Source organism: Antarctobacter jejuensis, from assembly GCF_052266595.1.
In the GTDB taxonomy this organism is placed as follows: Bacteria; Pseudomonadota; Alphaproteobacteria; order Rhodobacterales; family Rhodobacteraceae; genus Antarctobacter; species Antarctobacter jejuensis.
In genome coordinates this window covers 63698-90004 of the sequence record NZ_JBQQXJ010000009.1, presented here as the reverse complement: position 1 = coordinate 90004, position 26307 = coordinate 63698, and the positions used below count along the sequence as shown (strand labels likewise).

Sequence of the window (26307 nt, the reverse complement as noted above, 5' to 3'; positions counted from 1 at the left end):
CCCCGTCGAATTGGCGGGGGTATTTTTTTGTTTCACTCTGGCGCTAATAGGCGTCAATTTTGGCCGATAACACCCTTAGAGTTGTGGCGGCGTATTTCCGCTCATCCGAAAATCGTTAATCCTCGAAGTTATTTGATTATTAATCGGACAGGTGACACAAATAAGGCGTTGTCAGCTGATTGGTTTGGGTGGAAAACCACGCGCAATAATAAACGGGAGAAAAGCCATGGATATCCAACTCGAAGAAATGTCACGCGAGGCGTTGCAGCAACTGATTTCCGACGCCCAGAAGGCGCTGAAGACAGTCGATACTCGCCGCCGGGCAGAGGCGAAACGTGCCGCCGAAAAGGCCGCAAAGGAATTTGGATTTTCCCTGGAAGAAGTTGTGACCGCCAGCTCAAAGGGCAGCAAGGGCGCGCCGAAATACGCGAACCCTGCAGATTCCAGCCAGACCTGGACCGGTCGGGGACGCAAGCCGAATTGGGTGATCGTCGCGCTGGAAGAGGGCAAGTCACTGGACGATCTGGCCCTCTGAGATGTCGATCCATATCGGTGCGAAACCGGGAGAGATCGCTGAAACCGTTCTGATGCCGGGTGACCCCCGGCGCGCGGAATGGGCCGCCAGACAGTTTCTGAAAGACGCCACATGCGTGAATGAAGTGCGCGGGATGCTGGGCTTTACCGGGACATGGAATGGCCACCGGGTGAGCATTCAGGGATCGGGCATGGGAATGCCCAGCCTGTCGATCTATGCCAATGAGTTGATGCGTGACTACGGCGCAAAGACACTCATTCGGATAGGTTCCTGTGGTGCCATGCAAGAAACGATCGCGCTGCGCGATATCGTCATTGCGATGACGGCGACGACGATGTCGACACCGTCACGCGGCTTTTTCCGCGAGATGAATTACGCGCCCTGCGCGGATTTCGGACTGTTGGAGGCGGCGGTTTCTGCGGCGCGGGGAAAAGGGATATCGCCCCATGTGGGCGGGATCTATTCCTCGGACGTTTTCTATGACGAACGTCCAGACTTGAATGAGCAGATGACGCGGCACGGCGTTCTGGCGGTCGAGATGGAAGCGGCAGAACTTTATACCCTTGCCGCTCGTTTCGGCGCTCGGTCTCTGGCCGTGCTGACGGTGTCGGACCACTTGCTGACCCATGAGGCGCTGCCGTCGGAAGACCGGGAACGGTCCTTTGGCGAGATGGTCGAGATTGCCCTTTCCGCAGCCTTTGCTGAGGCGTAGGCGCGGGTGGAACCGGCAGGAGTGAGGGGCTGGCCCCTCACTTCCTCCAAGGTATTTTTCAAACCAAAGAAGACAGGCTGCCCGCCTACAGGCCGTGGCTTCGGTCATAGCCGTTCCGGGGCGGGCTCGACCAGCCTTGCAACGTGTCGGCGGCGGGTTTCAGGATCTCGACCTTGAGCGGATAGCAGGCGGCGGTGTCGGAGCTGTGCTCAGACGAGCAATTGCCGCCGGGGCAGGCGCTGAGGGCACCGAGGAGGTCGATCTCGGCGAAGAGGGTCAGGTGGTCGCCCGGGCGGACCGGGCTGGCTTTCATGAAATACTGGCCGGTGTCTCGGGTGAAGCCCGTGCACATGAAGACGTTCAGGACATCATGTACATGGGGTTCAGCCTCCGCCAGCGGCAGGTTTCGAGCCGAGGCGAGGGCGCGGGTCAGGTTGGAGTGGCAGCAGTGGTGGTATTGCGAGCCCGACAGGAGGTTGCCTGTGTAGGGGTCGCAGCGGGTGCCGATCACGTCGTGGACGGAGCCACCGAACGTGTCGATCCCGTACCAGTCCAGCGTGTCCTCGACGAGGGTGGCCATGGGGCGCAGGTGGGGCAGGTTGGACCAGAGGCGTTCGCCGGTGGTGACATGGGTGCCGTGCAGGGCGCGGGTCTTGCCCGAGAAGAAGCGTTCGGACAGGTCGCCCGCGTTCCAGAGGTTGAGGTCGCCCACCTGGGGACCCTCGACCGAGGTGATGCGGAAGAAATGGCCCGCCGGGACGGTGAAGCTGTTGGCGTCGCGGGGCGGGGCGAAGGAGGTCTCTGTCACCTCGGCGGTGGCGAGGGCGGCCCGGTAGAGGGGCAGGTCGGGCGCGGGCAGCGTGTCAGAAGGGTAGCAGATCACCGGCGGGATGGCGCGGCGGGCTTCGGCGTCGGGGGGCGGGGTGGTCATGGCTTGGCTCCTTGGTAACCGGGCGAGAGAAGCGCGTCGGGCGGAGCTTGGCAAGAGGGGTGTCCACGCGTGGACAGCTTAGGGGGAATGCAGGATCAAGGGGTTACAGGCGCGGTTTTACCCCCGGTTAACGAATGCGCCTGTTTCGAGCCCTGATAATCCCTTCGATTTCACGGCCTGTGGCAGCTGTCTGGGGGTGTGCCCCTTGCGCCTTGGACCTGCGCGCCGCAATGGATGCAGGTCCATGTGCTGCCCTGCTCAGAGCGCCGTTCGCGCCAGCGGCAGAGGCGCGTTGCGCGGTTCGAAAAGACCGCGATCAGGATGAAAGCAACGATGAGACCGACAACGACGAGCATGGCCCGCATGTAGCGCCGCGAGAGGGGCTGTGAAAGCCCCCCTGCCCGTTTCGATCCTGCGGATCAGAACTTGCCGTTCTCATGGGCGAAATCCGCCGGGATCGGGGCGATGACGTCCCAATGTTCGACGATCTTGCCCGCATCCACGCGAAAGAGGTCAAAGAAGGCGGTCAGTGTCTGCCCCAGGATCCCTTCGGAAGCGGTGAAGACAAAATTGCCCTCGGCCACCACTAGCGGCGTGCGCGTGTAGGTCATGGTCACGCCCTGTTCGGCCATGGCAGAGAGCGCGGTGCCGAGACCGTCCAGACCGTCCCCAATCTGCGGATTGTGCTGGATGTAGGTCTGGGTGGAGATGAAATCGGTGATCCGGGAAGCATCGCCTCCCACCAGCACCGTCCGTACGAAGTCCTGAACCAGCGCCTTGTTCTCTGCCGTCTTGTCCAGATCGGTGACCTCTGTTGCGCCATCGGTCATGCCGTGGCCCGAGGGATTGGGACCGGCAAGCGGCTGAAGGTTGTCCCAGTGTTCGACGACGCGCCCATCCTGAACGCGGAACACGTCAAATCCGACCAGCGTTTCGGCCCCGAACAGCGTGGCGTTTTCATAGGTTGAGTGCATCACCACCAGATCACCCTCTGCCAGCACGCGGTGGGTGGTCGGCGTCAGGCCGGAGTCCTTGAGCGCGGGAATGAAGCCGAGGATGGGCGCAGCACCCGTGGGCACGGCAGGATTGTGCTGGATGTAGTCCGGGGCCAGCAGGTCAGCGGCAAGCTGCGGGTCATGGTCGGTGAAGAGGGCCGCAAAGGCGCTCAGTACCAGTTCCTTGGGGGTCATGTCGGTCTCCGTTTCGAGTCAGGTGTTGCGTTGACGCCGGCATGTAGTATTCATTTGATACCAAGGATCAATTACGCACTATTTTGATATCAGGTATGATGAAAGGAACCCCCATGGCGGACCCGGCCGCGCTGCAGGACACCAAACAGGCCCCCTGCCCCGTGCGCGAGGTGCTGTCCAAGGCGACCGGCAAATGGCAGATCCTGATCGTGCTGACGCTGGCCGAGGAACCGCAGCGGTTCAACGCGCTGAAACGGTCGATCGGGGACGTCACGCAGCGGGTGCTGACGGAGAACCTGCGCGGGCTGGAACGGGACGGATACCTGACGCGGGAGGTCGATCCGGGACCGCCTGTGGCGGTGACATACAGCCTGACGGAACTGGGTCAGGAATTGGCGCTAACCCTGCGCGATCTTGTGGGATTTGCGCAACGCAACATGTCCAGGGTGGCGGCAGCACGGGCGGTTTTCGATGGTGCCGGGGCCGGTGCGGGGCATTTGAGAAAATAATTTCCGCGCGGCGATATTTTTTCTTGATCGACTCAAACTCTTGCCCCATATGGCCGCTCATAGACGCCAACGCACGCACCTCTGGCGAGGTGGGCAAATGCACCCACGCGGTTAAGTAGCGACGGTAACGTCTCCCTTGGAACTGAGCGGTCTGCGCCGGGAAACCGGAATGGCCGGGTCTGACTGGAGATGACCATGAACGCTTTTGCCGCCGGGCTTTCTGCCCGCGAAACCCTGTCCCGTGCCGAGCGCCATATCCTTGCACATCAATTTGACCGTCCGACACTGGTGATCGACACCGAAGTGGTCGCCCGTCAGTACGCCGCCCTTGCACAGGGTCTGGGCCGCGCACGCATCCATTACGCGGTAAAAGCCAACCCGGCGCCGGAAATCCTGTCGACGCTGGTTACCTCCGGTTCGCGTTTCGACGCGGCGTCGCGGGTCGAGATCGAGATGTGCCTTGCCGCCGGTGCGCAGCCGCATGAGATCAGCTTTGGCAACACCGTGAAAAAGGCCTCTGACATTGCATGGGCCCACGCGATGGGTGTCGAACTGTTCGCCGCCGATGCCGAGGAAGAGCTGGTCAAGATTTCGCGCAACGCCCCCGGCGCGCAGGTCTATATCCGCCTTCTGGTCCTGTCGACCGAAGCCGACTGGCCGCTGTCGCGCAAGTTCGGCTGTGCGCCGGAAATGGCGCTGGAGCTGATGGCGCGTGCGCAGATGCTGGGCCTGAAGCCGGTGGGCGTGTCATTCCACGTTGGGTCGCAGACCCGCCGCGCATCCATGTGGGCGCCGGTTCTGGACGAGGTTGCCCGCGTCTGGACCGAGGCACAGGCGGCCGGTTTCGCGCTGGACCTTCTGAACATCGGTGGCGGTTTCCCGGCCTATTACGGCCAGACGGTGCAGGGCCCCGCGGCCTATGCCGCCGAGGTCATGGGCATGGTGCGCGCCCGTTTCGGCGATGTGCCGCGCGTGATGGCAGAGCCGGGCCGTGGCATGGTGGCCGAGGCCGGCGCCATTGCCGCCGAGGTGCTGCTGGTGTCGCGCAAGTCGGAGAACGATCTGCACCGCTGGGTCTATCTGGACATCGGCAAATTCTCTGGCCTGGCCGAGACCATGGATGAGGCGATCCGCTACCAGTTCGTCACCGACAAGGATTTCGAGCCGATGGGCCCCTGCATCCTGGCCGGTCCGAGCTGTGACAGCGCCGACGTGCTGTACGAAAAGCAGCCGGTGCAACTACCCGTGGGGCTGTGCGCCGGTGACCGGATCGTGGTGCGCAACTGCGGTGCCTATACCTCGACCTATGCCTCTATCGGCTTCAACGGCTTTCCGCCGCTGGATATCGTGGTGATCTGATCGCGGAGCGGCGGGGGCAACCCCGCCCGATGCCTGAAATGCGAAACGCCCGGCCTGTTGGTCGGGCGTTTTTGCATGCGGGCGATGGGGTCGGAGCCCCCTTCCTACAGCGGGGTCAGGCGGCCAGCGGCAGGTCTTCGTAGACGGGCATCTGGCTTTCGGGGCGCTGTTGGGGCGTGTAGTAGGCCCAGGCCTGTTCCAGGATTTCGCGCGCTTCCTGTGCTTTGGATTTCTGCTGCTCTTGCATGGGGTTGCCTTTCCTTGGTGGCGTTCCCCTCCCTGCGAAGGAACATAGGTGCGGCCGTGGGAAAGGTCGTCAGACAAGGCTGCATGGGCGGTTTGCGTGACGTGCAAGAGACGTTACGTCACCTGTCCGGCAGTTCCCCTTCCAGCAGCGCCAGCAGCCGCGCCTTTGGGTCCGGGTCGGTGCCCGCCTCCCAGCCGTCGCCGAATTGGGCGCGCGTTTCCTTGTCCTTGAGCAGCGGCGCCAGTTCGGCCGCGGCGCGCAAAAGTTCCGCGTACCACCAGGCGTATGTGCTTTCGCCCAGCGCGACGCGGTTGAGGTAGTGCAGGCGGGACGAAAAAGCCCCCAGGAGCTTTGCCAGCTCCTCGGGGCTGTCGAATTTCGGCGGCGGAGTGGTCATCAGACCGCGCGATCCACCATCATCTTCTTGATCTCGGCAATCGCCAGCGCCGGGTTCAGGCCCTTGGGGCAGGTCTTGGCGCAGTTCATGATGGTGTGGCAGCGGTAGAGCTTGAAGGGGTCCTCAAGCTGATCCAGGCGTTCGCCGGTCGCCTCATCGCGGCTGTCGATGATCCAGCGATAGGCGTGCAAAAGGGCTGCCGGGCCGAGGTAGCGGTCGCCGTTCCACCAGTAAGACGGGCAGGAGGTGGAGCAGGAGGCGCACATGACGCATTCGTAAAGACCGTCGAGCTTCTTGCGGTCCTCGATGGACTGCTTCCACTCTTTCGCAGGGCGGTTGGTCTTGGTTTCCAGCCACGGCATGATGGAGGCGTGCTGGGCGTAGAAGTGGGTCAGGTCGGGGATCAGGTCCTTGACCACCGGCATGTGCGGCAGCGGGTAGATCTTCACGTCGCCTTCGATCTCATCCAGCCCGTAGATGCAGGCCAGCGTGTTGATGCCGTCGATATTCATCGCGCAGGAACCACAGATCCCTTCGCGGCAGGAGCGCCGGAAGGTCAGCGTGGGGTCGATCTCGTTCTTGATCTTGATCAGCGCGTCCAGAACCATCGGGCCGCAGCTGTCCATGTCGATGAAATAGGTGTCGACCTGCGGGTTCTTCCCATCATCGGGGTTCCAGCGGTAGATGCTGAACTTGCGAACGTTCTTGGCGCCCTCGGGCTTGGGCCAGGTCTTGCCCGTCTTGATCTGCGAGTTCTTGGGGAGCGTGAATTGAACCATCTCTCTCTCCTTAGCGAAGCAAGGCTGGCAGGCCGTTCAGGGCCAGGCAGCGGAGGGTTTCGGGTTTGGACGCGATGTCCTGTGCGATCTGGACTGTGCTTTCGGTCGGGCCAAGCACCGCGTCTGCGGCCAGCGCGCGGATCTGTTGCGCGTTGGCATTGTCGATGAGGCAGTCCAGCGCGGGCTGGAGCGGGACGCCGGGGAAATTCTCGGCCACGACGGGGCTAAGCGCCTTGCGCGCGGCGTTGCGGGCAATCTCGTCCTGCGCCTGCGGCGAGCAGGCCGCAAGCCCCAGAAGGACCACGACCCCGGCCCAGAGCCGCCTCTGCCGTATCAGTCGACCGGGCAATAGATCGTCCCTCGATACATGACCGGGGCACCCGGCGGGCAGAAACCCGGCCCGCCCGTGGGATAGACACGTTTGCGCCGGTTGGCATGCGGATCGATATAGGTGCGTCCCCGGTCAAGGCAGGCATCGACGACGGCCTGATACTGCACCGCGTAGCCAGATTTGGCACCGCCGGTGAAGACCGTGGCGTTCGCCTCTGCCTGACAGGCGGCCAGAACAGTGTCGTAGCCGTTCGCGACGGCACTGCCGGGCACCCCGGCAAGCCCCGCGATGACGGCAAGGGTGGCAGCCCCTGCCCTGATCCCCGCGCCCCGCATCAGAAGGTCCGCGCCTTGGGCGCGATCCTTTTCAGCTCGATGCCGCCCTGATCCTCGGTGGTGAGCGGATCGGTGATCACCGGACGATAGCTGAGCTCCACCGATGGGCCGTCGATGCGGGCGATGGTGTGGACGCGCCAGTTTTCATCATCCCGCTCGGAGAAATCCTCATGCGCGTGGGCGCCGCGGCTTTCCTTGCGCGCCTCTGCGCCGACGATGGTGGCCAGCGCGTTGGGCATGAGGTTGGTCAGTTCCAGCGTTTCCATCAGGTCCGAGTTCCAGACGAGGCTGCGGTCGGTGACCTTGATGTCGTCCATCTTGCCCGCGATGGCGGTCATGGCCTCGACGCCTTCGGCCATGGTCTTGGCGGTGCGGAAGACGGCGGCGTCACGCTGCATGGTCTTCTGCATCTCAAGGCGCAGTTCGGCGGTGGGCACGGTGCCCGACGCGTTGCGGATGCCATCGAAGCGGTCAAAGGCCTTGTCGATCTCGGACTGCGGCGCGGCGGGAACGGCGGTTTCGGGGTTCACGACCTTGCCGGCGCGGATCGCGGCGGCGCGGCCAAAGACCACGAGGTCGATCAGCGAGTTGGAGCCAAGGCGGTTGGCCCCGTGCACCGAGGCGCAGCCCGCCTCACCCACGGCCATCAGGCCGGGCACGACGGCGTGCGGATCATCCTCGGAGGGGTTCAGAACCTCACCCCAGTAGTTCGTCGGAATGCCGCCCATGTTGTAGTGAACGGTGGGCAGAACCGGGATCGGTTCCTTGGTCACGTCGACACCGGCAAAGATCTTGGCCGATTCCGAGATGCCGGGCAGGCGTTCGGCCAATGCCTCTGCGGGCAGGTGGCTGAGGTTCAGGTGGATGTGATCGCCTTCGGCGCCCACACCGCGACCTTCGCGGATTTCCATGGTCATGGAGCGGCTGACATAGTCGCGCGGCGCGAGGTCTTTGTATGTCGGGGCGTAGCGTTCCATGAAACGCTCCCCTTCGGAGTTGGTGAGGTAGCCGCCCTCACCCCGTGCGCCTTCGGTGATGAGGCAGCCGGAGCCGTAGATGCCGGTCGGGTGGAACTGCACGAACTCCATGTCCTGCATCGGCAGGCCCGCGCGGGCCACCATGCCGCCGCCGTCACCGGTGCAGGTGTGGGCAGAGGTGGCGCTGAAGTAGGCGCGGCCATAGCCGCCGGTGGCCAGCACGACCATCTTGGCGTTGAAGACGTGGAAGGTGCCGTCATCCAGCTTCCAGCAGAGGACGCCCTTGCACTCGCCGTTTTCCATCAGCAGGTCGATGGCGAAATATTCGATGTAGAATTCGGCGTTGTTCTTCAGCGACTGGCCATAAAGCGTGTGCAGGATGGCGTGGCCGGTGCGGTCGGCGGCGGCGCAGGTGCGCTGCACCGGGGGGCCTTCGCCGAATTCGGTGGTGTGGCCGCCGAAGGGACGCTGATAGATCTTGCCCTCTTCGGTCCGGCTGAAGGGAACGCCGTAGTGTTCCAGTTCATAGACCGCCTTGGGCGCCTCACGCGCGAGGTATTCCATCGCGTCGGTGTCGCCGAGCCAGTCAGAGCCTTTGACCGTGTCATACATGTGCCACTGCCAGTTGTCGGGGCCCATGTTCGACAGAGAGGCGGCGATGCCGCCCTGTGCCGCCACGGTGTGCGAGCGGGTCGGGAAGACCTTGGTCACGCAGGCGGTGCGCAGACCCTGTTCGGCCATGCCGAGCGTCGCGCGGAGGCCCGCGCCGCCCGCGCCCACGACCACGACGTCATAATCATGCGTCTCGTATTCGTATGCTGCCATTTGGTGTTTACCTATCGATCTTGAGCGGGGAGCGGTCCCGGCGGGCGGGGCCGTCTCTGGCGGTGGGGTTCGTGGCGCGTCAGAGCGCGAGGCGGGCGATGGCGAAGATGCCGGTGGCGGCGGCGCCATAGCTGAGGCAGGTCATCGCGAGGATGAGCACCTTTTCCATCGGGCCATGCACGTAGTCCTCGATCAGGGTCTGAACACCCAGATTGAAGTGGTGAAAGCCGACGCCGATGGTGAGCGCCGCGACGATCGCCGGGAACGGGCGGCTGTAATAGGCGGTGATCTCGTCAAAGGATCCGCCCAGCGCACCGCCGAAGGTGAAGATGAAAAACGGAACGAGGATCAGCAGCGCCACCGAGCTTTTCTTCATCGCCCAGTGATGTTCGGTCCCGGTTTTTGCGGCGCCCCAGCCAACGGCACGCTTGCGGTCTGTCAGAAATGCCATGCCAGGTCTCCTCAGACGACGATGATGGTGAAGAGGGTCAGGACGGCGGAGCCGATGATGCAGACCCAGCCGAGCATTTCGGCCTTGTCGAGTTCCAGCATCTTGGCCTCGTCCCAGATCATGTGACGGACGCCTGCCAGCAGGTGATACCAGATCGCCCAGGTGGAGCCGAGCAGCACCAGATCGCCGAACCAAGAGGTCAGCACGGCGTTGGCGGTGGCAAAATATTCCTCGGAAGTGGCGGCGGCGAGGAACCACCATGTAATCAGCAAGGCGGCCACCAGCAGCGCGTTCCCCGTGATCCGGGTCAGGATCGAGGTAATCGAGGTGAGCTGTGGGCGGTAGACTTGCAGGTGCGGAGACAGCGGGCGGTTGCCCCGGTTCACGTCGGCCATGAAGATGTCCTCATCGAGTTCCGTTGAGTCTTTTCTATAGCTTTCGCGGTGCGTGTCACGGGGCTGTGCCGGGTATTCATGCGGTTTTTTGGCGCAATCGGCTGCATTTTGGGGGTTTGTGATCACACATTCCAAGTGTGTGATCACGGGTTTGCGCTAACGAATTGGGCATCTGCCCCGAAACGCGACTCAGGGGTGGAATCGCGCGACGCGCGGCGCTCAGGGGGTGCTGGCGGTCTGGCGGGTCAGTTCGCGCAGCAGTTTCTGGCGGATGCGGTCGGGGTAATCGGCATAGCCATCGGCGGTGGCCACAAAGGCGCCGGGGCCGGTGATGACGTTTTCGTAGAAGTAGCCGGTCAGGTCGTGCTCTGCCCCTTCGATGGCCAGCGCGTTGACGGTGATGTTCAGCGCCCGCAGGAGTGGCTTCAGGCTCTGGGGTTCTGGCCCTTCGTTTGACAGGCCGTCGCCGGAGAGGTCGATCACGCGGCGTCGGCATTGGGGCGTGGTCTGAAACAGCGTGGCGGAGGTGCGCAGCGCCTCTCCGATGGCGGTGGAGAAGTGCCGCCATGCGCGGGGGGCGGCGGCGATCTCGGCGGCCAGCGCCTCTGTGTCCTTGAAGCCCCCGATCTCTCGCCACGGGATCGTGACCTGCTGGCGCGAGGATCCGGTCCATTGCACAAGGCTGACTCGTGCCTTGCCACGGACCAGCGCCTCGGCCACGGCGCTGTCACGCAGTGCGGTGGCCAGTCCCTGCATCTGGATGCGGTATTCGTGCGGATCGACCGAACCGGAGACGTCAACGGCAAGAACCAGCGCCACCTCGCAGGCGGCGAGGCGCATCGGAAAGAGAAAGCAGATAAGGAGCGTCAGGAGGCGCATGGCGCAATCAGAGACGCAGGTGCCCGCCGTGGCAAGTCACGAGAGGGTGTTGCGGACGCCCCCGGACACTTGCCCGTGGGAACTGATTGCCGCCCGGACGGGTCAGATCAATCGGGGAAGCCCATGTGGCGCAGGGCCAGAGCGGCCTGCTGACGCAGCTTGGGATCGGGCGAGCGCATTTCGCGGTGGATTTCCTGCACCAGCCCCGACAGCGCCCGCGCGTCCAGCAGGGAGTGGATCACACCCGGCACGTTTTCCTGCGGAATGCTCAGAAGATCCGCAGAGTGTCTTGGCAAAATCTGTGACGTCATGGCGCCCTCTCCCCGTTTTGGAGTTTGATTCGCCGTTTCCCACGACGATTTAATCCAAAACGGGCAAGTCCACCAAGCACAGACCGCCCCGATGGCCCCCTTTCCGTCAAGAACCGGGGGCGATCAGGGAAAATCGTTCGTGAATTGGGCAGGCCGTCAGCTGGGGATCAGCGCCCAGTAGTCCAGATCCAGCAGGACGTCGGGCAGGTATTTCCCGTCGGGGCCTTTCAGTTCGAACGGCGCGCCGCCCTTGGTGGCGACCAGCCGCAAGCGGATCGCGCCAACGCCGGGGGCAGAGGTTTCCGCCTTGTCCAGCACCTCGGACCAGGCCTTGACCGTGTTTCCGGCAAGGCAGGGGTTCGCGTGCGCGCCACCATTGAGGCCGACGATGATCTGCGCATTGGCCAACCCGTTGAACGACAGCGCCCGCGCCATCGAGATGACGTGACCGCCGTAGATCAGCCGCTGATCCGGGCGCGCGGTGACGTCGAAATGCACCTTGGAGGTGTTCTGCCACAGGCGCGTGGCCATCATGTGTTCAGCCTCTTCGATGGTGACACCGTCGACATGGTCGATCGTCTCGCCAATCTCGTAGTCCGACAGCCTGTGCTTTTCGCCAGCCAGCGTGTAGTCGTAGTTGGAGAAATCCAGCCCCTCGGGGATCACCAGATCATCGGGAGAGAGGCTTTTCTTCAAGTCCGGGATCACCGGTTCCGGCGCGGGGGCGTCCATGTCGCGTTTGCGCAGCATGACCCAGCGGGCGTATTCCATCACGACCTCGTCGTGCTGGTTCAGCCCGCGAGAGCGGACATAGACCACGCCGGTGCGGCCGTTGGAGTTCTGTTTCAGCCCGATCACCTCGGACTGGGAACGGATGGTATCGCCGGGCCAGACCGGTTTCAGCCAGCGCCCCTCGGCATAGCCGAGGTTGGCGACAGCGTTCAAAGAGACATCCGGGACCGTCTTGCCAAAGACGATGTGAAAGGCGGCCAGATCGTCGATGGGAGCCGCGGCCAGACCGCACCCGCGCGCAAATTCGTCCGAGGAATAGAGCGCGTGGCGCATCGGGTAGAGCGCGTGATAGAGCGCGCGCTCGCCGCCCGAAATGGTGCGCGGCACGGCGTGGTCGATGACCTCACCTACCTTGTAATCTTCGAAGAAGCGGCCCGGATTGGTCTTGGCCATGTCTCAGTGATCTCCCAGCTTGGTGTCAGGGGTGTAGGTGCCGTCCACCTCTTTGACGACCGCCTGCCCGCAGCGCATGACGCCGTTGGCGGCGTCAAAGGCATAGGTGGGCGATCCGTGCAATTCCCAGCCCTTGTTCAGGGCTGCGGTGACCTTGTGGCAAAAGGCCGAGGTGTCGTCCTCGGACAGAAAACGATATAGTTTCATGCGCTTATCCGAATGCAGGGTAGCCAAGCAGGCCGTGGATATAGCCGATGACGGCCAGGAGGACGACAGAGGCGACAAGGAAGATGACGTCTTTCTTGATCGCGCCCTTGGCGGGTGGCGTCCAGTTCGGCTCTGCCCGGTTGATGACGATCATCTCGACGATGGCCCAGACACCCAATCCGCCGAACAGCACAAAGCTGGGCACGTCGCCGTTCACCATCAGGTGAGCCACGGTCCAGAGCAGAAAGCCCGTCAGCATCGGGTGCCGCATCTTGTAGAAGATCGCGCCCTTGGAGGGGCCGGGGGACGTCAGGTAGAGGGCGAAGACCATGATCAGGTTGTTGATGCCCACGGTGGCCGGGTGACGGCCCCAGAAAAACGCGCCATCGGCGGTGCGATAGCCGAAGATCATCAGGGCGATGCTGATCAGCAGCGCAACGGCGACGAGGCCCTTGCCCCTGTCACCCATCGGTTCGCGGAGGCCGGGGGCAACCCGTTTGAAGAGATGCGCGGCCCACCAGAGCGCGACGCCGAGAATCATGAGCACCATTGGCTGGTCTCCCTAGCTGTTTCGCCGGGACCCTGCGGTTATTCGGTCAGCGCCGCAATGGCCTCTGCCTTGGCCAGAGTCTTGCGGGCGGTTTCGACGTGCAGGTTTTCGACGATCTTGCCATCGACGACCGCAACCCCCTGCCCCGCCTTTTCGGCCTCTTCATAGGCGTCGATCTGGCGGCGGGCGAGGTCGATCTCTGCCGCGTCGGGGGCAAAGGCGGCATTTGCGATCTCGACCTGGGCGGGATGGATCAGCGTCTTGCCGTCCATGCCCATGTCGCGGCCCTGCACACATTCGGCGCGCAGCCCCTCATCGTCCTTGAAGGCGTTGTAGACACCGTCAACGATGGTGACGCCATGCGCCTTGGCGGCCAGAACGCAGAGGCCGATGCCGGTCAGCATGGGCAGGCGGTCCGGGCGAAAGCGCGAATTCAGTTCCTTGGCCAGATCGTTGGTGCCCATGACCATGCCGGCGAGGCGCGGGTGGGCGGCGATTTCATTTGCGGCCAGCATCCCGGCGGGCGTTTCCATCATCGCCCAGAGCGGTTTGTCCGTCAGCGCGGCCAGCGCATCCAGTTGCGCGGTGGTTTCGACCTTGGGCAGCAGGATTGCGTCGCAGTCCATCGCGGCGGCGGCCTTTGCATCGGCCTCTCCCCATTCGGTGTCGAAACCGTTGATGCGCACGATGCGGGTGCGATTGCCGTAAGACCGCGAGAGCGCCTCTGCCAGCGTGTCGCGCGCGGTCACCTTTTCGGCGGGGGCGACGGCGTCTTCGAGGTCAAAGATGATCGCATCAATGGGCAGGCCGCGCGCCTTCTCCAGCGCCCGCTCCTTGGAGCCGGGGATGTAGAGAACGGATCGGTAAGGGCGCGCACGCAGGTCCATCTGAGTCTCCTCAAGCAATATTGTTGCGTGGACATGCGCATTTTTTGCCGGATAGTTCAAGGCAAAAGATGCCGCAGCGCAGAAATCGGTATATTATTGTGCACAGTGGCGGGAATTTCCCAGCGGATTTGAGGCAACGCACGCCACATTAACCGAATGGGAACCGCGCCGGGCGGACGATGATCCCACGTCGTTCAAAGCGGCGACGGGCGCACGGCCACAGGGACGGCACCCGGATCAGAGGGGACTTACCCTGTGTCGCGCCACCGCCAAAGCCGCGGTCCGGCGACGACGCGCAGCCGAAAGGTGACTTATGACGGAGAACTTCATCAAGCTGGGCATGCTCTCGGCCGGAATGCTTCTTGGCGCGGCGACGTTTGTCGAAGCGCAGAACCTGCAACATTGCGCGCCGCGCGATCAGGTCGTCGATCGTCTGGCCACGAAATACGGTGAGACACGGCAGAGCATGGGGCTTGGCTCCAACAACGCGGTAATGGAGGTGTTCGCCTCGGTCGATTCCGGATCGTGGACGATCACGGTGACCATGGCCAACGGCATCACCTGCCTTGTCGCCAGCGGTCAGGCCTTTGAAGAACTGGCCGAGGCGCTGCCGCCGAAGGGCGACGATGCCTGAAACGACACCGAAAAGGAAAGCGTGAACCGGATGCTGCATTCAAGACCGGTTCCGCCCCTGCCCCTGATCGTCAGGTCAGCGCGTCCCAGATCAGCTTGGTCCCGGTGATGGTCAGCGCCACGTAGGCGATGCTGAAAAAGACCCGCTCCGGAAGCATGTGATGCGCCTTGATCCCCAGCCAGGTGCCCAAGAGGGCAAAAGGCACCAGCAGCAGGTCGAGCTTCAGCGTGTCCCAGGTGAAGATGCCCATCCCGGCGTAGATCCCCGCCTTTGACAGGTTCACCGCCCAGAACACCAGCACCGTGGTGGCCTGATAGACGGTCTTTCCCAGCCCCTGCCCCAGCATGAAGACCGCGGCCGCCGGTCCCCCGGCATGGCTGACAAAGCTGGTGAAACCAAGCACAACACCCGAGACCAGCCCGACCCGGGGCCCGAATTTCGTCCCGCCCAGCCGGAGCAGGCCGGCCTTTTGGGACAGCTGCCATGCCACGAAGGACAGCGCCACGATGCCGATCAGCAGGCGCACCGCGTCCGGGTCCGTCCAGGCATAGAACAGCGCGCCAAGGATCGTGCCGGGGATAGAACCGATCAGCAGCACCCGCGCGATGGACCAATCCCATTTGCGCCAGTAGGCGGGCAGGCTGGCAGCGTCGATCAGCATCAGCAGCGGCAGCATGAGGCCCAGAGCGATGCCCGGATCGAGAGCGATGGCCAGAATCGAGGCGCTGGCAAAGGCCACGCTGGAGCCGAAACCACCCTTGGAAATCCCCGCGAAGATCACGGCCGGAATGGTCACCGCGAGAACCGGTGCGGTAAAGAGATCCATGAATGCCTCCGGAAAAAGCGCCTTGCACCAGACCCTTATCTTGGCATTAGCGCTAACTACAAGTTTTTTGGACCATGCGCCGCACTGCAGCACCCTTGCGAAGCGGCCCGTCTGGGCGTAGGCAAACCGGCAAATTCACGCAAGGCGGAGATTGAATCCATGGCCAGACCCAAGATTGCCCTGATCGGCGCGGGACAGATCGGTGGCACGCTTGCCCACCTCGCAGCAATGAAAGAGCTGGGCGACGTCGTCCTGTTCGACATCGCCGAGGGCACCCCCGAGGGCAAGGCGCTCGACATCGCAGAGTCCGGCCCCTCGGAAGGCTTTGACGCCAAGCTGAAGGGCACGCAGGACTACGCCGATATCGCCGGCGCAGATGTCTGCATCGTCACCGCCGGTGTTCCGCGCAAGCCGGGCATGTCCCGCGACGACCTGCTGGGCATCAACCTGAAGGTCATGAAATCGGTCGGCGAAGGCATCGGCGAACACGCCCCCAACGCCTTTGTGATCTGCATCACCAACCCGCTGGACGCGATGGTCTGGGCTCTGCAGCAGTTCTCGGGCCTGCCCGCCGAAAAGGTCTGCGGCATGGCCGGTGTTCTGGACAGCGCGCGCTTCCGCCACTTCCTGGCCGAAGAATTCAACGTGTCGATGAAAGACGTCACCGCCTTTGTTCTGGGCGGCCACGGCGACACCATGGTGCCGTCGATGCGGTATTCCACCGTTGCCGGCATCCCGCTGCCGGATCTGATCGACATGGGCTGGACCACGCAGGAAAAGATGGACGCCATCGTTCAGCGCACCCGTGACGGCGGCGCAGAAATCGTTGGCCTGCTGAAAACCGGCTCTGCCTTCTACGCGCCCGCCACCTCGGCGATCGAAATGGCCGAAGCCTATCTGAAAGACCAGAAGCGCGTCCTGCCCTGCGCGGCCTATTGCGACGGCGAATTCGGCCTGAAGGGCATGTATGTCGGTGTGCCGACCGTGATCGGCGCCGGTGGCATCGAGAAAATCGTCAACATCAAGCTCAACAAGGAAGAGCAAGAGATGTTCGACGTCTCCGTGAAGGCGGTTCAGGGTCTGGTCGAAGCCTGCAAGGGCATCGACAGCTCGCTGACCTGATCCATCCAGACAGCTGATAGCAACCAAGCGCGTGAACCCCGGCCCGAAGCCGGGGTTCACTGTTTTTGGCCGTCAGTTAAATAACAGCGCCATACGGCCAGCGTTGCCACCAGCCATCCTCTGGAAGACCGTCCAGCTTCGCGCCGAAATACGCGGCCCGCGTGCGGCGTAAGGATAAGCGCCCGTTCCGTGCACCCAAGCCACAAGGTCCAGGTCGGAGGGGTCATCAAACCAGGCCGACAGGTTTATTCCATAGCCCTTGGGCAGCAGCGGATGCGGGATGAGTAAGGTTCCATTCAGCATCGCTTCGGCATCGTCGAGGACCGACAGCCAGGCGCGCGACACTTCGTAGGACACTTCCAGCCCGAAAACCGACTTTTGTCGTGGGTTCGGAATCCATTCGCGATCATCATCGGTTTCCGCGTCGAGCGCGGCCCAGAACCGGCGGTTCTGCTGTATCATTGCCGTCCAATGGCGTTTTACCGCCTTCGCGTGTATCTTGTCCGGCTCCTGCTGCAAGGCCTCCAGCGCGATGTAGATCGCGTCAAAGGACGGTTGGAAGTCGATGAAATCGTCCTTCCAATTCTCATCGTCAACCGGCCGTTCCAGTTCCGCCAGATTTGCTTCGGCTACCGCCAGTTCTCCGTTGATGACCGTCAAGCGATCCCAGTCTTCGTTGTTGCCCAGAGCGTCCAGCAACGCCTGCTTTGCGACCCATTCTTCATGCGCGCGGATGGCCCCGGCGTCTGCAGAGGATCTCGCCCTCTCTTCAAGCTGGGCGATTGCCTTGCGCAGTTCCCTTCTGCGTGCGTTGGTGGCCCGGAGACGCGCCAAGACTTTTTCCCGTTCGTCCGAAAGCCGCGCAATGTCGGCTTGAACCGCCTTCTTTTGATTAGCCTTCAGATTGTCGCGGCTTTCAATGATCGGCGCTGCTGCCAGAGCGGCATTTCGCTCAGCAAACCGGCGGATCGGCTCTGCCGGATCAAATGCCAGAACAGCCTCGGCAAGACCGGAAAGAAAATGCGTGTAAGCCGTCAACCATGCGTGATCGGCAGTGTCGAAGCGCACAGCCACCGACGTATCCAACTCCATTGCAGCCACCCCGGCCCATCCACCAAGCAGAACCGGGGGCAGAATGGTCAGTGCGTCTTCGCCTTTCCCGCGCTGACCATCGCCATCCACGTCAAACCACACATCCCGCAAAACCAATTCGAATGGCTCGACGCTGTCTTCGGGCATGGCGCCGCGCGCGGCTTCCAAATTCGCAACCAAACCACGGACCACAGTGCCCAACGTTTCGGGCGAAGCTGCTTCAGGTTCGGGGTTGATGGCTATCGTTTGGAGTCGCAGGATCGGCACCCAACTCACGTCGCCGATTCCGTAGCGATAACGCTCTTGCAGCGCGATTTCTACCGCGCGCAACGTCATCATCGCCCCAAGCTCGAATTCTGCGTCTTCCTGCGTTTCCAGCCATGCTACCCGTTTGCCAAGGCCTTCAGTGGCGAGCGCCACCTCGACATCGGCAGCAACGCCGTCCGCCAGCAGGCCCAGTGCCAGACAAGCTGGCAAGACCAAATGACTTACATTCATTTGCCTTTCTCCCAAACTTGCGCGCTCTCTTCCAATTTGAGCCAAACCCACATCGGGAACATTGACCCATATCATCGGGACGGGGCGTCGCAGGGTTGGCTGACGGTCCCGGGCAAAGCGCAAGACGTGCGGGAAAGCACGCAACCGGTTGGACACCGGCACTTGTATGGCCAGGGCGTCTTGATTCCCGCGAACTTGCTGAAGGACATGGTTCCGATGGCCATCGTGACCCAAATCCACGATCATGGGCCGATCCCTTTTATTGGAGAGGGCCGGTGGTGAACGAAGACAACCGCAACCTCTTAGCCGCGATGTTCGGGGGCGAGGCCCTGTTGTTCACGGTCTGGCTGAACTGATAGCGCTCACTCCGAATCACTTGGCGCAGAAGGGGATTTAAATATGTGATCACAGTTTTTGGGGCTGTGATCACAAATGTCGAAAAAACCGGGGAAAGCTCTAGTTGCGGCAAAAAATCAGTTCTAACCGACGCCCGACCCTGCCTAGTTAGACCAAATCCGCAGCAAAACGGGGACAGTCGACCCATGAATATCCACGAATATCAGGCCAAGGCGCTTTTGCGCAGCTACGGGGCGCCTGTCTCGGACGGCCGCGCCGTTCTGAGAGCAGAGGACGCCAAGACCGCAGCCGGTGAGATGGACGGCCCGCTTTGGGTGGTCAAGGCTCAGATCCACGCAGGCGGCCGCGGCAAGGGATCGTTCAAGGAAGCGGAGGCCGGTGAAAAAGGCGGCGTTCGTCTTGCCAAATCGGTGCAGGAAGCCGCCGAGGAAGCCAAGAAGATGCTGGGCAAGACCCTTGTCACGCATCAGACCGGCCCGGCGGGCAAGCAGGTCAACCGCATCTACATCGAAGACGGCTCTGACATCGAGCGTGAGCTGTACCTCGCGCTGCTGGTGGACCGCGTGTCCTCGCGCATTTCCTTTGTCTGCTCGACCGAGGGCGGCATGGACATCGAAGAGGTCGCCGCCTCGACCCCGGAAAAGATCCTGTCGTTCAGCGTCGACCCGGCCACCGGCTACATGCCCTACCACGGCCGCCGCATCGCTTTCGCGCTGGGTCTGCAGGGCACGCAGGTCAAGGAATGCGTCAAGCTGATGGGCATCCTCTACAAGGCCTTCGTCGAGAAGGACATGGAGATGCTGGAGATCAACCCGCTGATCGTCATGACCAACGGCTCGCTCAAGGTGCTGGACGCCAAGCTGAGCTTTGACGGCAACGCCATGTACCGCCAGCCGGAAATCTCGGAACTGCGCGACACGACCGAAGAGGACCCCAAGGAACTGGAGGCCTCCAAGTACGACCTGAACTACATCGCGCTGGACGGTGAGATCGGCTGCATGGTGAACGGCGCGGGTCTGGCCATGGCGACGATGGACATCATCAAGCTGTACGGTGCCGAGCCTGCCAACTTCCTCGACGTGGGTGGCGGCGCGACCAAGGAGAAGGTGACCGAGGCGTTCAAGATCATCACCTCTGACCCGAACGTCAAAGGCATTCTGGTGAACATCTTCGGCGGCATCATGCGCTGTGACGTCATCGCCGAGGGCGTGGTCGCCGCGGTCAAGGAGGTCGGCCTGCAGGTTCCGCTGGTCGTGCGTCTGGAAGGCACCAATGTCGAGAAGGGCAAGGAGATCATCAATACCTCCGGCCTGAACGTCATTGCAGCCGACAATCTGTCGGACGGTGCCGAGAAGATCGTGAAGGCCGTGAAAGGCTGATCCCGTCGGGTGCGCATGGATGCGCACCGCACACGCAGGACCGGTGCGCATCCATGCGCATCCTACGCAAACAGTATTCAGGAGAACGCCACAATGGCCGTCCTCGTCGACGAAAATACCAAAGTCATCTGTCAGGGCCTGACCGGCTCGCAGGGTACGTTCCACTCCGAGCAGGCAATTGCCTACGGGACCAAGATGGTCGGGGGTGTGACCCCCGGCAAAGGCGGGACCGAGCATCTTGGCCTGCCGGTCTTCAACTCGGTGCATGAGGCCAAGGCCAAGACCGAGGCCAACGCCTCTGTCATCTACGTGCCGCCGCCCTTTGCCGCGGATTCGATCCTCGAGGCGATCGACGCCGAGATGGAGCTGATCGTCTGCATTACCGAAGGCATCCCGGTGCTGGACATGATGAAGGTCAAGCGCGCGCTGGTCGACAGCAAGTCGCGCCTGATCGGGCCGAACTGCCCGGGCATCATCACGCCTGACGCCTGCAAGATCGGCATCATGCCGGGCCACATCCACAAGCGTGGCTCTGTGGGCGTGGTCAGCCGCTCGGGCACGCTGACCTATGAAGCGGTCAAGCAGACCGCCGATATCGGTCTGGGCCAGTCCACCGCGGTGGGCATCGGCGGCGACCCGATCAAGGGCACCGAGCACCTCGAGGTGCTGGACATGTTCCTCAGCGACGACGAGACCCAATCGATCATCATGATCGGTGAGATCGGTGGCTCGGCCGAGGAAGAGGCCGCCGAGTTCCTGGCCAATGAGCGCAAGAAGGGCCGTTGGAAGCCGACGGCTGGTTTCATCGCGGGCCGCACGGCGCCTCCGGGCCGTCGCATGGGCCATGCCGGGGCCATCGTGGCCGGCGGCAAGGGCGGTGCCGAGGACAAGATCGCGGCCATGGCCGAGGCCGGCATCGTGGTGGCAGACAGCCCCGCGACGCTGGGCGAGGCCGTGCTGAAGGCGATCGGCTGATGGGCCTTCCCCTTGGGTGTGTCCACGCGTGGACAGCTTAGGGGGAATGCCAGATCAAGGGGTTACAGGGACGGTTTTACCCGCCCTTAACCTTCGTCCCTTACGCCCGCCGCCGAAGTCACCGGCTGGCGGGCGGACTGACAGGGAATTTCGGGGCGCAATGCCCCCTTTTCCCGGCCCCGCCACAGGTGGAGAGGGACCGGGCAGACACGAGGCAAAACCCCGCCCGACTGCGGGGGGCGAAAGAGGTTCAGATGGCACGCGGTGTCACAGATTGGCCGGAGATCGCAGGCAGCCGTGGCGCAACGGCGGCACAAAGCCTTGCCGTGGCAGCGCCCGGCCTGTCCCTTTCCCTGTCCGCCAGGACGCCCCTCATCTCACCGCTCAAGACGCCCGTTGCGCCGACCCTTGCGGGGCCGACCCGGTTCCCCCGTTCCTGCGGCAGAGCCTTCTCAGAGGCCGCCGCCCCGCCCTGCCCCCTGCCCCTGCCCCCCGTGCAACCGGACACCGGCCTGCGTGCCGCGCGGTCGACCGGGCGATTGGCGCAGGGAAAGACCGTCAGATGGACCGCCGCGCAACGCCTGCCTTCACCGGCGCGGATGGCAATGCCTGTTGAGGGCCGGAATGGACAGTGGAGATCCCGTGATGAACGCACACGCCCAGACCATCGACGACCGCAAGACGCGCCTGTGGCGCACGGCCAACCTGACGACCGGTGCCGTGCTGCTTGCCTATTGCCTGTTGCAGGTCCTGCTGGCGATGGCAGGCGGCGCGCCGTGACGGCATCCCGTCACGGCCCTCTCACGCGCCTTCTCATTCCGGGCAAAAGCCCGATCCGCCCTTATCCCGATACCAACACAAACGGTCCCGACACATACGGTCCCAACCCTAACGAGGTGCCTTCATGACCGACCAAAGCCCCAACGACCAGTTCCACGCCTCTTCGTTCATGCAGGGGCACAACGCGGAGTACCTCGAACAGATGTACGCCCGCTATGCCGCCGACCCGAACGCGGTGGACGATGCATGGGCCGCGTTTTTCGGCCAGCTTGGCGACGCCGATCTGGATGTGCAGGCCGAGGCAAAGGGCCCATCCTGGGCGCGCACCGACTGGCCGCCGCAGCCTGATGACGACCTGACCGGCGCGCTGACCGGCGAATGGCCGATGCCCGCCATTCCGGCAGAGGCCAAGGGCGCCGCCAAGAAGATCCAGGAAAAGGCCGCCGAAAAGGGTGTCACCGTTTCCGACGCGGCGATCCAGCAGGCGGTTCTGGACAGCATCCGCGCCCTGATGATCATCCGCGCCTACCGCATCCGGGGCCATCTGGCCGCCGATCTGGACCCGCTGGGCCTGCGCGATACGTCGAACCACCCCGAGCTTGATCCCCGCTCTTACGGCTTTGCCGAGGCGGACATGGATCGCCCGATTTTCATCGACAACGTGCTGGGCCTGCAGATCGCAAGCCTGCGCGAGATCCTGTCGATCATCAAGCGCACCTATTGCGGCACCTTTGCGCTGCAGTACATGCATATTTCCGATCCCGAGCAGGCAAGCTGGCTCAAGGAACGGATCGAGGGTTTCGGCAAAGAGGTGAAATTCACCCGCGAAGGCCGCAAGGCGATCCTGAACAAGATGGTCGAGGCCGAAGGGTTCGAGAAATTCCTGCATGTGAAATACATGGGCACCAAGCGGTTCGGTCTGGACGGCGGCGAAAGCCTGATCCCCGCAATGGAGCAGATCATCAAGCGCGGCGGCAATCTGGGTGTCCGGGACATCGTGATCGGGATGCCGCACCGTGGCCGCCTGTCGGTGCTCGCGAATGTGATGCAAAAGCCCTACAAGGCGATCTTCAACGAATTCCAGGGCGGCAGCTTCAAGCCTGAGGATGTCGATGGATCGGGCGATGTGAAATATCACCTTGGCGCCTCTTCGGACCGCGAGTTCGACGGCAACACGGTGCACCTGTCACTGACCGCCAACCCCAGCCACCTTGAGGCGGTGAACCCTGTCGTTCTGGGAAAGGTGCGGGCAAAGCAGGACCAGCTGGGCGATGTGAACCGCACGCAGGTCATGCCGATCCTGCTGCACGGCGACGCGGCCTTTGCCGGTCAGGGTGTTGTGGCGGAATGTTTCGCCCTGTCGGGTCTGCGCGGCCACCGCACCGGCGGCACCATCCATATCGTCGTGAACAACCAGATCGGCTTTACCACCGCGCCGCACTTTTCGCGGTCCTCGCCCTATCCCACCGACAACGCGCTGGTGGTCGAGGCGCCGATCTTCCACGTCAACGGCGATGACCCCGAGGCCGTGGTCCACGCCGCGAAGGTCGCCACCGAGTTCCGCCAGAAGTTCGGCAAGGACGTGGTGATCGATATCTTCTGCTATCGCCGGTTCGGTCACAACGAGGGCGACGAGCCCATGTTCACCAACCCGATCATGTACAACAAGATCAAGAAGCAGAAGACCACGCTGACCCTGTATACCGAACGTCTGGTCAAGGACGGGCTGATCCCCGAGGGCGAGATCGAGGACATGAAGGCCGCGTTTCAGGCCCATCTGAACGAGGAATTCGAAGCCGGCAAGGTCTATCGCCCGAACAAGGCGGACTGGCTGGATGGCCGTTGGTCCCACGTGGACAAGCAGAAAGAGGGCAAGTACCAGCGCGGCAAGACCGCGATCAAGAAAGAGTCCCTGCAGGCTGTCGGCAAGGCGCTGAGCACGGTGCCGGACGGCTTTCCGGTGCACAAGACCGTGGGCCGCCTGCTGGACACCCGGTCAAAGATGTTCGAAAGCGGCAAGGGCTTTGACTGGGCCACGGCCGAGGCGCTGGCCTTTGGTTCCTTGCAGCTCGAAGGCTATCCGGTGCGTCTGGCCGGTCAGGATTCGACGCGCGGCACCTTTTCCCAGCGCCATTCGGCCCTGATCAACCAGGAGACCGAGGAACGGTACTATCCGCTCAACAACATCCGCGAAGGTCAGGCCCGCTATGAGGTGATCGACAGTGCGCTGTCGGAATACGCGGTGCTGGGCTTCGAGTACGGCTATTCGCTGGCCGAGCCCAATGCGCTGACCCTGTGGGAAGCGCAGTTCGGCGATTTCGCCAACGGCGCGCAGATCATGTTCGACCAGTTCATCAGTTCCGGTGAATCGAAGTGGCTGCGGATGTCGGGCCTTGTCTGCCTGATGCCGCATGGCTTCGAAGGTCAGGGGCCGGAGCACTCTTCCGCCCGTCTGGAACGGTTCCTGCAGCTTTGCGGTCAGGACAACTGGATCGTGGCGAACTGCTCGACGCCGGCGAACTATTTCCACATCCTGCGCCGCCAGCTGCACCGCAGCTATCGCAAGCCCCTGATGCTGATGACGCCGAAGTCGCTGTTGCGGCACAAGCTGTGCGTTTCGGAGGCCAAGGATTTCACCACCGGGTCCAGTTTCCACCGGGTCCTGTGGGACAGCGCGGAATCGGGTGAGAGCGACACCAAGCTGGTGGCCGACGACAAGATCAAGCGCGTGGTGATGTGTTCCGGCAAGGTCTACTACGACCTGCTGGAGGAACGCGACGCGCGCGGGCTGGACGACGTCTACCTGCTGCGGGTCGAACAGTTCTACCCGTTCCCGGCGATCAGCCTTGTGAAGGAACTGGAACGCTTCAAGGGGGCAGAGATGATCTGGTGCCAGGAAGAGCCCAAGAACCAGGGCGCCTGGAGCTTTATCGAACCCAATATCGAATGGGTGCTGGGCCGGATCGGCGCCACGCATCCGCGCCCGATCTACGTGGGCCGCGCAACATCGGCCAGCCCGGCAACGGGTCTGGCCAGCATGCACAAAGCACAGCAAGAGGCGCTTGTGAACGAAGCGCTGACAGTGGAAGGAAAGTAAGACCATGACCGAAGTGCGTGTTCCCACGCTTGGGGAATCGGTGACCGAAGCAACGGTCGCAACCTGGTTCAAGAAGCCCGGCGATGCCGTGGCAGTGGACGAAATGCTGTGTGAGCTGGAGACCGACAAGGTCACGGTCGAGGTGCCTTCGCCCGTTGCGGGCACCCTGTCGGACATCGTGGCCGGTGAGGGGGAGACCGTGGGCGTCGATGCCCTGCTGGCCAATATCTCCGAGGGTGACAGCGGATCGGACGCGGCCCCCAAGGCCAAGGAAGCGGCGGCCGAAGCCCCCGCCGCATCGGCTGGCGAAGCCTCGGCCAGTGTCGATGTCATGGTACCCACGCTGGGCGAATCCGTGACCGAGGCGACGGTTTCCACATGGTTCAAGAAGGTCGGCGACAGCGTCGCGCAGGACGAGATGCTGTGCGAGCTGGAAACCGACAAGGTGTCTGTCGAGGTGCCCGCCCCCGCCGCAGGCACACTGACCGAGATCATCGCCAAGGAAGGCGAAACCGTGCAGGCCGACGCCAAGCTGGCGGTGCTGTCCTCGGGCGGTGGTGCGGCAGCCCCCGCGCCCAAGGCCGAAGCGGCAGGCGGTGAGCAATACACCACCCCGCCCGCCGGTGACGCAGGTCCGGGCAAGGACATCAAGGACGGCCCCGCCGCCGAAAAGGCGATGGCCGAGGCTGGCATCAAGCGTGAGGCGGTGCAGGGCACCGGCCGCGATGGCCGCGCCACCAAGGCCGATGTCGCCGCCGCCGTGGCGGCCGCCTCTGCCGCGCCGCAGGCATCGACCCCCGCCGCAGCACCGCGCGCGCCGGTTCCGGCCGATGATGCCGCCCGCGAGGAACGGGTCAAGATGACCCGCCTGCGCCAGACCATCGCCCGCCGCCTGAAGGACGCGCAGAACACCGCCGCGATCCTGACCACCTACAACGAGGTGGACATGACGGAGACCATGGCGCTGCGGAAGGAATACAAGGACCTGTTCGAGAAGAAGCACGGCGCGCGCCTTGGCTTCATGTCCTTCTTCACCAAGGCCTGCTGCCACGCGCTGAAAGAGGTTCCCGAGGTCAACGCCGAGATCGACGGCACCGACATCGTCTACAAGAACTTCGTGCACATGGGCATCGCCGCGGGCACGCCGCAGGGTCTGGTGGTTCCGGTCATCCGCGACGCCGACAAGATGTCGTTTGCCGAGATCGAGAAGGCGATTGCCGAAAAAGGCAAGCGCGCCCGTGACGGCAAGCTGTCGATGGCGGAAATGCAGGGCGGCACCTTCACCATCTCTAACGGTGGTGTTTACGGCTCGCTCATGTCCTCGCCGATCCTGAACCCCCCGCAGTCCGGCATCCTTGGCATGCACAAGATCCAGGACCGTCCGATGGTCATCAACGGCGAGATCAAGATCCGCCCGATGATGTACCTGGCGCTGTCCTACGATCACCGCATCGTCGACGGCAAAGGTGCTGTGACCTTCCTTGTCCGCGTCAAGGAAGCGCTGGAAGACCCGCGCCGCCTGTTGATGGATCTGTGATCCCCCGCACGGTCCCGC

General features: G+C 63.1%; 29 protein-coding genes. 11 read left to right on the top strand and 18 right to left on the bottom strand.

Annotated features, from left to right (window positions below; all coding sequences use genetic code 11):
- Positions 1–226: 226 nt before the first annotated feature.
- Both ACTXGA_RS14495 and deoD read left to right on the top strand, forming a co-directional pair.
- Positions 227–535 (top strand): H-NS histone family protein, encoded by a 309-nt coding sequence (locus ACTXGA_RS14495; protein WP_443394808.1) that lies wholly within the window; start codon positions 227–229, stop codon positions 533–535.
- 1 nt (position 536) lies between these two features.
- Positions 537–1247, top strand: a complete 711-nt coding sequence (gene deoD / locus ACTXGA_RS14490) for a purine-nucleoside phosphorylase (protein WP_443394806.1) — start codon at positions 537–539, stop codon at positions 1245–1247.
- Between the two features lie 85 nt (positions 1248–1332).
- Here the strand turns inward: deoD and ACTXGA_RS14485 are convergent, their stop codons facing one another.
- Both ACTXGA_RS14485 and ACTXGA_RS14480 read right to left on the bottom strand, forming a co-directional pair.
- Positions 1333–2178: an urea carboxylase-associated family protein gene (locus ACTXGA_RS14485; RefSeq protein WP_443394805.1), complete on the bottom strand. Its 846-nt coding sequence runs from the start codon at positions 2176–2178 to the stop codon at positions 1333–1335.
- Positions 2179–2597: 419 nt separating this feature from the next.
- Positions 2598–3368: a nuclear transport factor 2 family protein gene (locus ACTXGA_RS14480; protein ID WP_443394804.1), complete on the bottom strand. Its 771-nt coding sequence runs from the start codon at positions 3366–3368 to the stop codon at positions 2598–2600.
- Between the two features lie 113 nt (positions 3369–3481).
- Here ACTXGA_RS14480 and ACTXGA_RS14475 point away from each other — a divergent pair, with 113 nt between their 5' ends.
- Together ACTXGA_RS14475 and ACTXGA_RS14470 are read left to right on the top strand one after the other, a co-directional pair.
- A complete protein-coding gene (locus tag ACTXGA_RS14475; RefSeq protein WP_443394802.1) occupies positions 3482–3877 on the top strand; it encodes a winged helix-turn-helix transcriptional regulator in 396 nt (131 codons plus the stop codon).
- A gap of 195 nt (positions 3878–4072) precedes the next feature.
- On the top strand, positions 4073–5236 hold the full coding sequence (locus ACTXGA_RS14470) for a type III PLP-dependent enzyme (protein WP_443394801.1): 1164 nt from the start codon (positions 4073–4075) through the stop codon (positions 5234–5236).
- 115 nt (positions 5237–5351) lie between these two features.
- On the opposite strand, the gene ACTXGA_RS14465 is transcribed toward ACTXGA_RS14470, so the two are convergent.
- The 14 genes from ACTXGA_RS14465 to ACTXGA_RS14400 form a co-directional block, all read right to left on the bottom strand.
- Positions 5352–5483: a hypothetical protein gene (locus ACTXGA_RS14465; RefSeq protein ID WP_443394799.1), complete on the bottom strand. Its 132-nt coding sequence runs from the start codon at positions 5481–5483 to the stop codon at positions 5352–5354.
- Between the two features lie 118 nt (positions 5484–5601).
- On the bottom strand, positions 5602–5880 hold the full coding sequence (locus tag ACTXGA_RS14460) for a hypothetical protein (protein WP_443394798.1): 279 nt from the start codon (positions 5878–5880) through the stop codon (positions 5602–5604).
- Positions 5880–6659, bottom strand: coding sequence for a succinate dehydrogenase iron-sulfur subunit (locus ACTXGA_RS14455; RefSeq protein WP_443394796.1), 780 nt, complete (start codon positions 6657–6659; stop codon positions 5880–5882). The genes ACTXGA_RS14460 and ACTXGA_RS14455 overlap by 1 nt, the downstream gene beginning before the upstream one ends.
- Before the next feature lie 10 nt (positions 6660–6669).
- Positions 6670–7008 (bottom strand): hypothetical protein, encoded by a 339-nt coding sequence (locus ACTXGA_RS14450; protein ID WP_443394795.1) that lies wholly within the window; start codon positions 7006–7008, stop codon positions 6670–6672.
- Complete coding sequence (locus ACTXGA_RS14445; protein WP_443394793.1) at positions 6993–7325, bottom strand: hypothetical protein; 333 nt, start codon at positions 7323–7325, stop codon at positions 6993–6995. The genes ACTXGA_RS14450 and ACTXGA_RS14445 overlap by 16 nt, the downstream gene beginning before the upstream one ends.
- Positions 7325–9127, bottom strand: coding sequence for a succinate dehydrogenase flavoprotein subunit (gene sdhA / locus ACTXGA_RS14440; RefSeq protein ID WP_443394791.1), 1803 nt, complete (start codon positions 9125–9127; stop codon positions 7325–7327). Before sdhA ends, ACTXGA_RS14445 begins: the two co-directional genes overlap by 1 nt.
- A gap of 79 nt (positions 9128–9206) precedes the next feature.
- Positions 9207–9578, bottom strand: a complete 372-nt coding sequence (gene sdhD, locus ACTXGA_RS14435) for a succinate dehydrogenase, hydrophobic membrane anchor protein (RefSeq protein ID WP_443394789.1) — start codon at positions 9576–9578, stop codon at positions 9207–9209.
- A gap of 11 nt (positions 9579–9589) precedes the next feature.
- Positions 9590–9973, bottom strand: a complete 384-nt coding sequence (gene sdhC / locus ACTXGA_RS14430; RefSeq protein ID WP_443394787.1) for a succinate dehydrogenase, cytochrome b556 subunit — start codon at positions 9971–9973, stop codon at positions 9590–9592.
- Positions 9974–10192: 219 nt separating this feature from the next.
- Entirely contained in the window at positions 10193–10852 is a 660-nt protein-coding gene (locus ACTXGA_RS14425; protein ID WP_443394785.1) for a DUF1194 domain-containing protein, read from the bottom strand.
- Positions 10853–10959: 107 nt separating this feature from the next.
- A complete protein-coding gene (locus ACTXGA_RS14420; RefSeq protein WP_443394783.1) occupies positions 10960–11163 on the bottom strand; it encodes a hypothetical protein in 204 nt (67 codons plus the stop codon).
- A 156-nt stretch (positions 11164–11319) separates the two neighbouring features.
- Positions 11320–12348 (bottom strand): MaoC family dehydratase, encoded by a 1029-nt coding sequence (locus ACTXGA_RS14415; RefSeq protein WP_443394781.1) that lies wholly within the window; start codon positions 12346–12348, stop codon positions 11320–11322.
- Positions 12349–12351: 3 nt separating this feature from the next.
- Positions 12352–12555, bottom strand: coding sequence for a DUF1737 domain-containing protein (locus ACTXGA_RS14410; RefSeq protein ID WP_443394779.1), 204 nt, complete (start codon positions 12553–12555; stop codon positions 12352–12354).
- A 4-nt stretch (positions 12556–12559) separates the two neighbouring features.
- Positions 12560–13105, bottom strand: a complete 546-nt coding sequence (locus ACTXGA_RS14405; protein WP_443394777.1) for an NnrU family protein — start codon at positions 13103–13105, stop codon at positions 12560–12562.
- A 38-nt stretch (positions 13106–13143) separates the two neighbouring features.
- On the bottom strand, positions 13144–13992 hold the full coding sequence (locus ACTXGA_RS14400; protein WP_443394775.1) for an HpcH/HpaI aldolase/citrate lyase family protein: 849 nt from the start codon (positions 13990–13992) through the stop codon (positions 13144–13146).
- Between the two features lie 355 nt (positions 13993–14347).
- Between ACTXGA_RS14400 and ACTXGA_RS14395 the strand changes: the two genes are divergently transcribed.
- Entirely contained in the window at positions 14348–14626 is a 279-nt protein-coding gene (locus ACTXGA_RS14395) for a hypothetical protein (RefSeq protein WP_443395004.1), read from the top strand.
- Positions 14627–14696: 70 nt separating this feature from the next.
- On the opposite strand, the gene ACTXGA_RS14390 is transcribed toward ACTXGA_RS14395, so the two are convergent.
- Positions 14697–15452: a sulfite exporter TauE/SafE family protein gene (locus ACTXGA_RS14390; protein WP_443394773.1), complete on the bottom strand. Its 756-nt coding sequence runs from the start codon at positions 15450–15452 to the stop codon at positions 14697–14699.
- A 159-nt stretch (positions 15453–15611) separates the two neighbouring features.
- Here ACTXGA_RS14390 and mdh point away from each other — a divergent pair, with 159 nt between their 5' ends.
- Entirely contained in the window at positions 15612–16574 is a 963-nt protein-coding gene (gene mdh / locus ACTXGA_RS14385; protein WP_443394771.1) for a malate dehydrogenase, read from the top strand.
- Positions 16575–16646: 72 nt separating this feature from the next.
- On the opposite strand, the gene ACTXGA_RS14380 is transcribed toward mdh, so the two are convergent.
- On the bottom strand, positions 16647–18410 hold the full coding sequence (locus ACTXGA_RS14380; protein WP_443394769.1) for a hypothetical protein: 1764 nt from the start codon (positions 18408–18410) through the stop codon (positions 16647–16649).
- 296 nt (positions 18411–18706) lie between these two features.
- Between ACTXGA_RS14380 and sucC the strand changes: the two genes are divergently transcribed.
- The 5 genes from sucC to odhB all read left to right on the top strand — a co-directional run bounded on the left by sucC (position 18707) and on the right by odhB (position 26289).
- The gene (gene sucC, locus ACTXGA_RS14375) at positions 18707–19900 is read left to right on the top strand and encodes an ADP-forming succinate--CoA ligase subunit beta (protein WP_443394768.1); all 1194 of its coding nucleotides are present in this window, start codon (positions 18707–18709) and stop codon (positions 19898–19900) included.
- Between the two features lie 93 nt (positions 19901–19993).
- The gene (gene sucD, locus ACTXGA_RS14370) at positions 19994–20875 is read left to right on the top strand and encodes a succinate--CoA ligase subunit alpha (RefSeq protein ID WP_443394766.1); all 882 of its coding nucleotides are present in this window, start codon (positions 19994–19996) and stop codon (positions 20873–20875) included.
- A gap of 645 nt (positions 20876–21520) precedes the next feature.
- Entirely contained in the window at positions 21521–21655 is a 135-nt protein-coding gene (locus ACTXGA_RS14365) for a hypothetical protein (protein ID WP_443394764.1), read from the top strand.
- Positions 21656–21779: 124 nt separating this feature from the next.
- Positions 21780–24752, top strand: a complete 2973-nt coding sequence (locus ACTXGA_RS14360) for a 2-oxoglutarate dehydrogenase E1 component (protein ID WP_443394762.1) — start codon at positions 21780–21782, stop codon at positions 24750–24752.
- A 4-nt stretch (positions 24753–24756) separates the two neighbouring features.
- Positions 24757–26289, top strand: a complete 1533-nt coding sequence (gene odhB, locus ACTXGA_RS14355) for a 2-oxoglutarate dehydrogenase complex dihydrolipoyllysine-residue succinyltransferase (RefSeq protein ID WP_443394760.1) — start codon at positions 24757–24759, stop codon at positions 26287–26289.
- Positions 26290–26307: the final 18 nt, after the last annotated feature.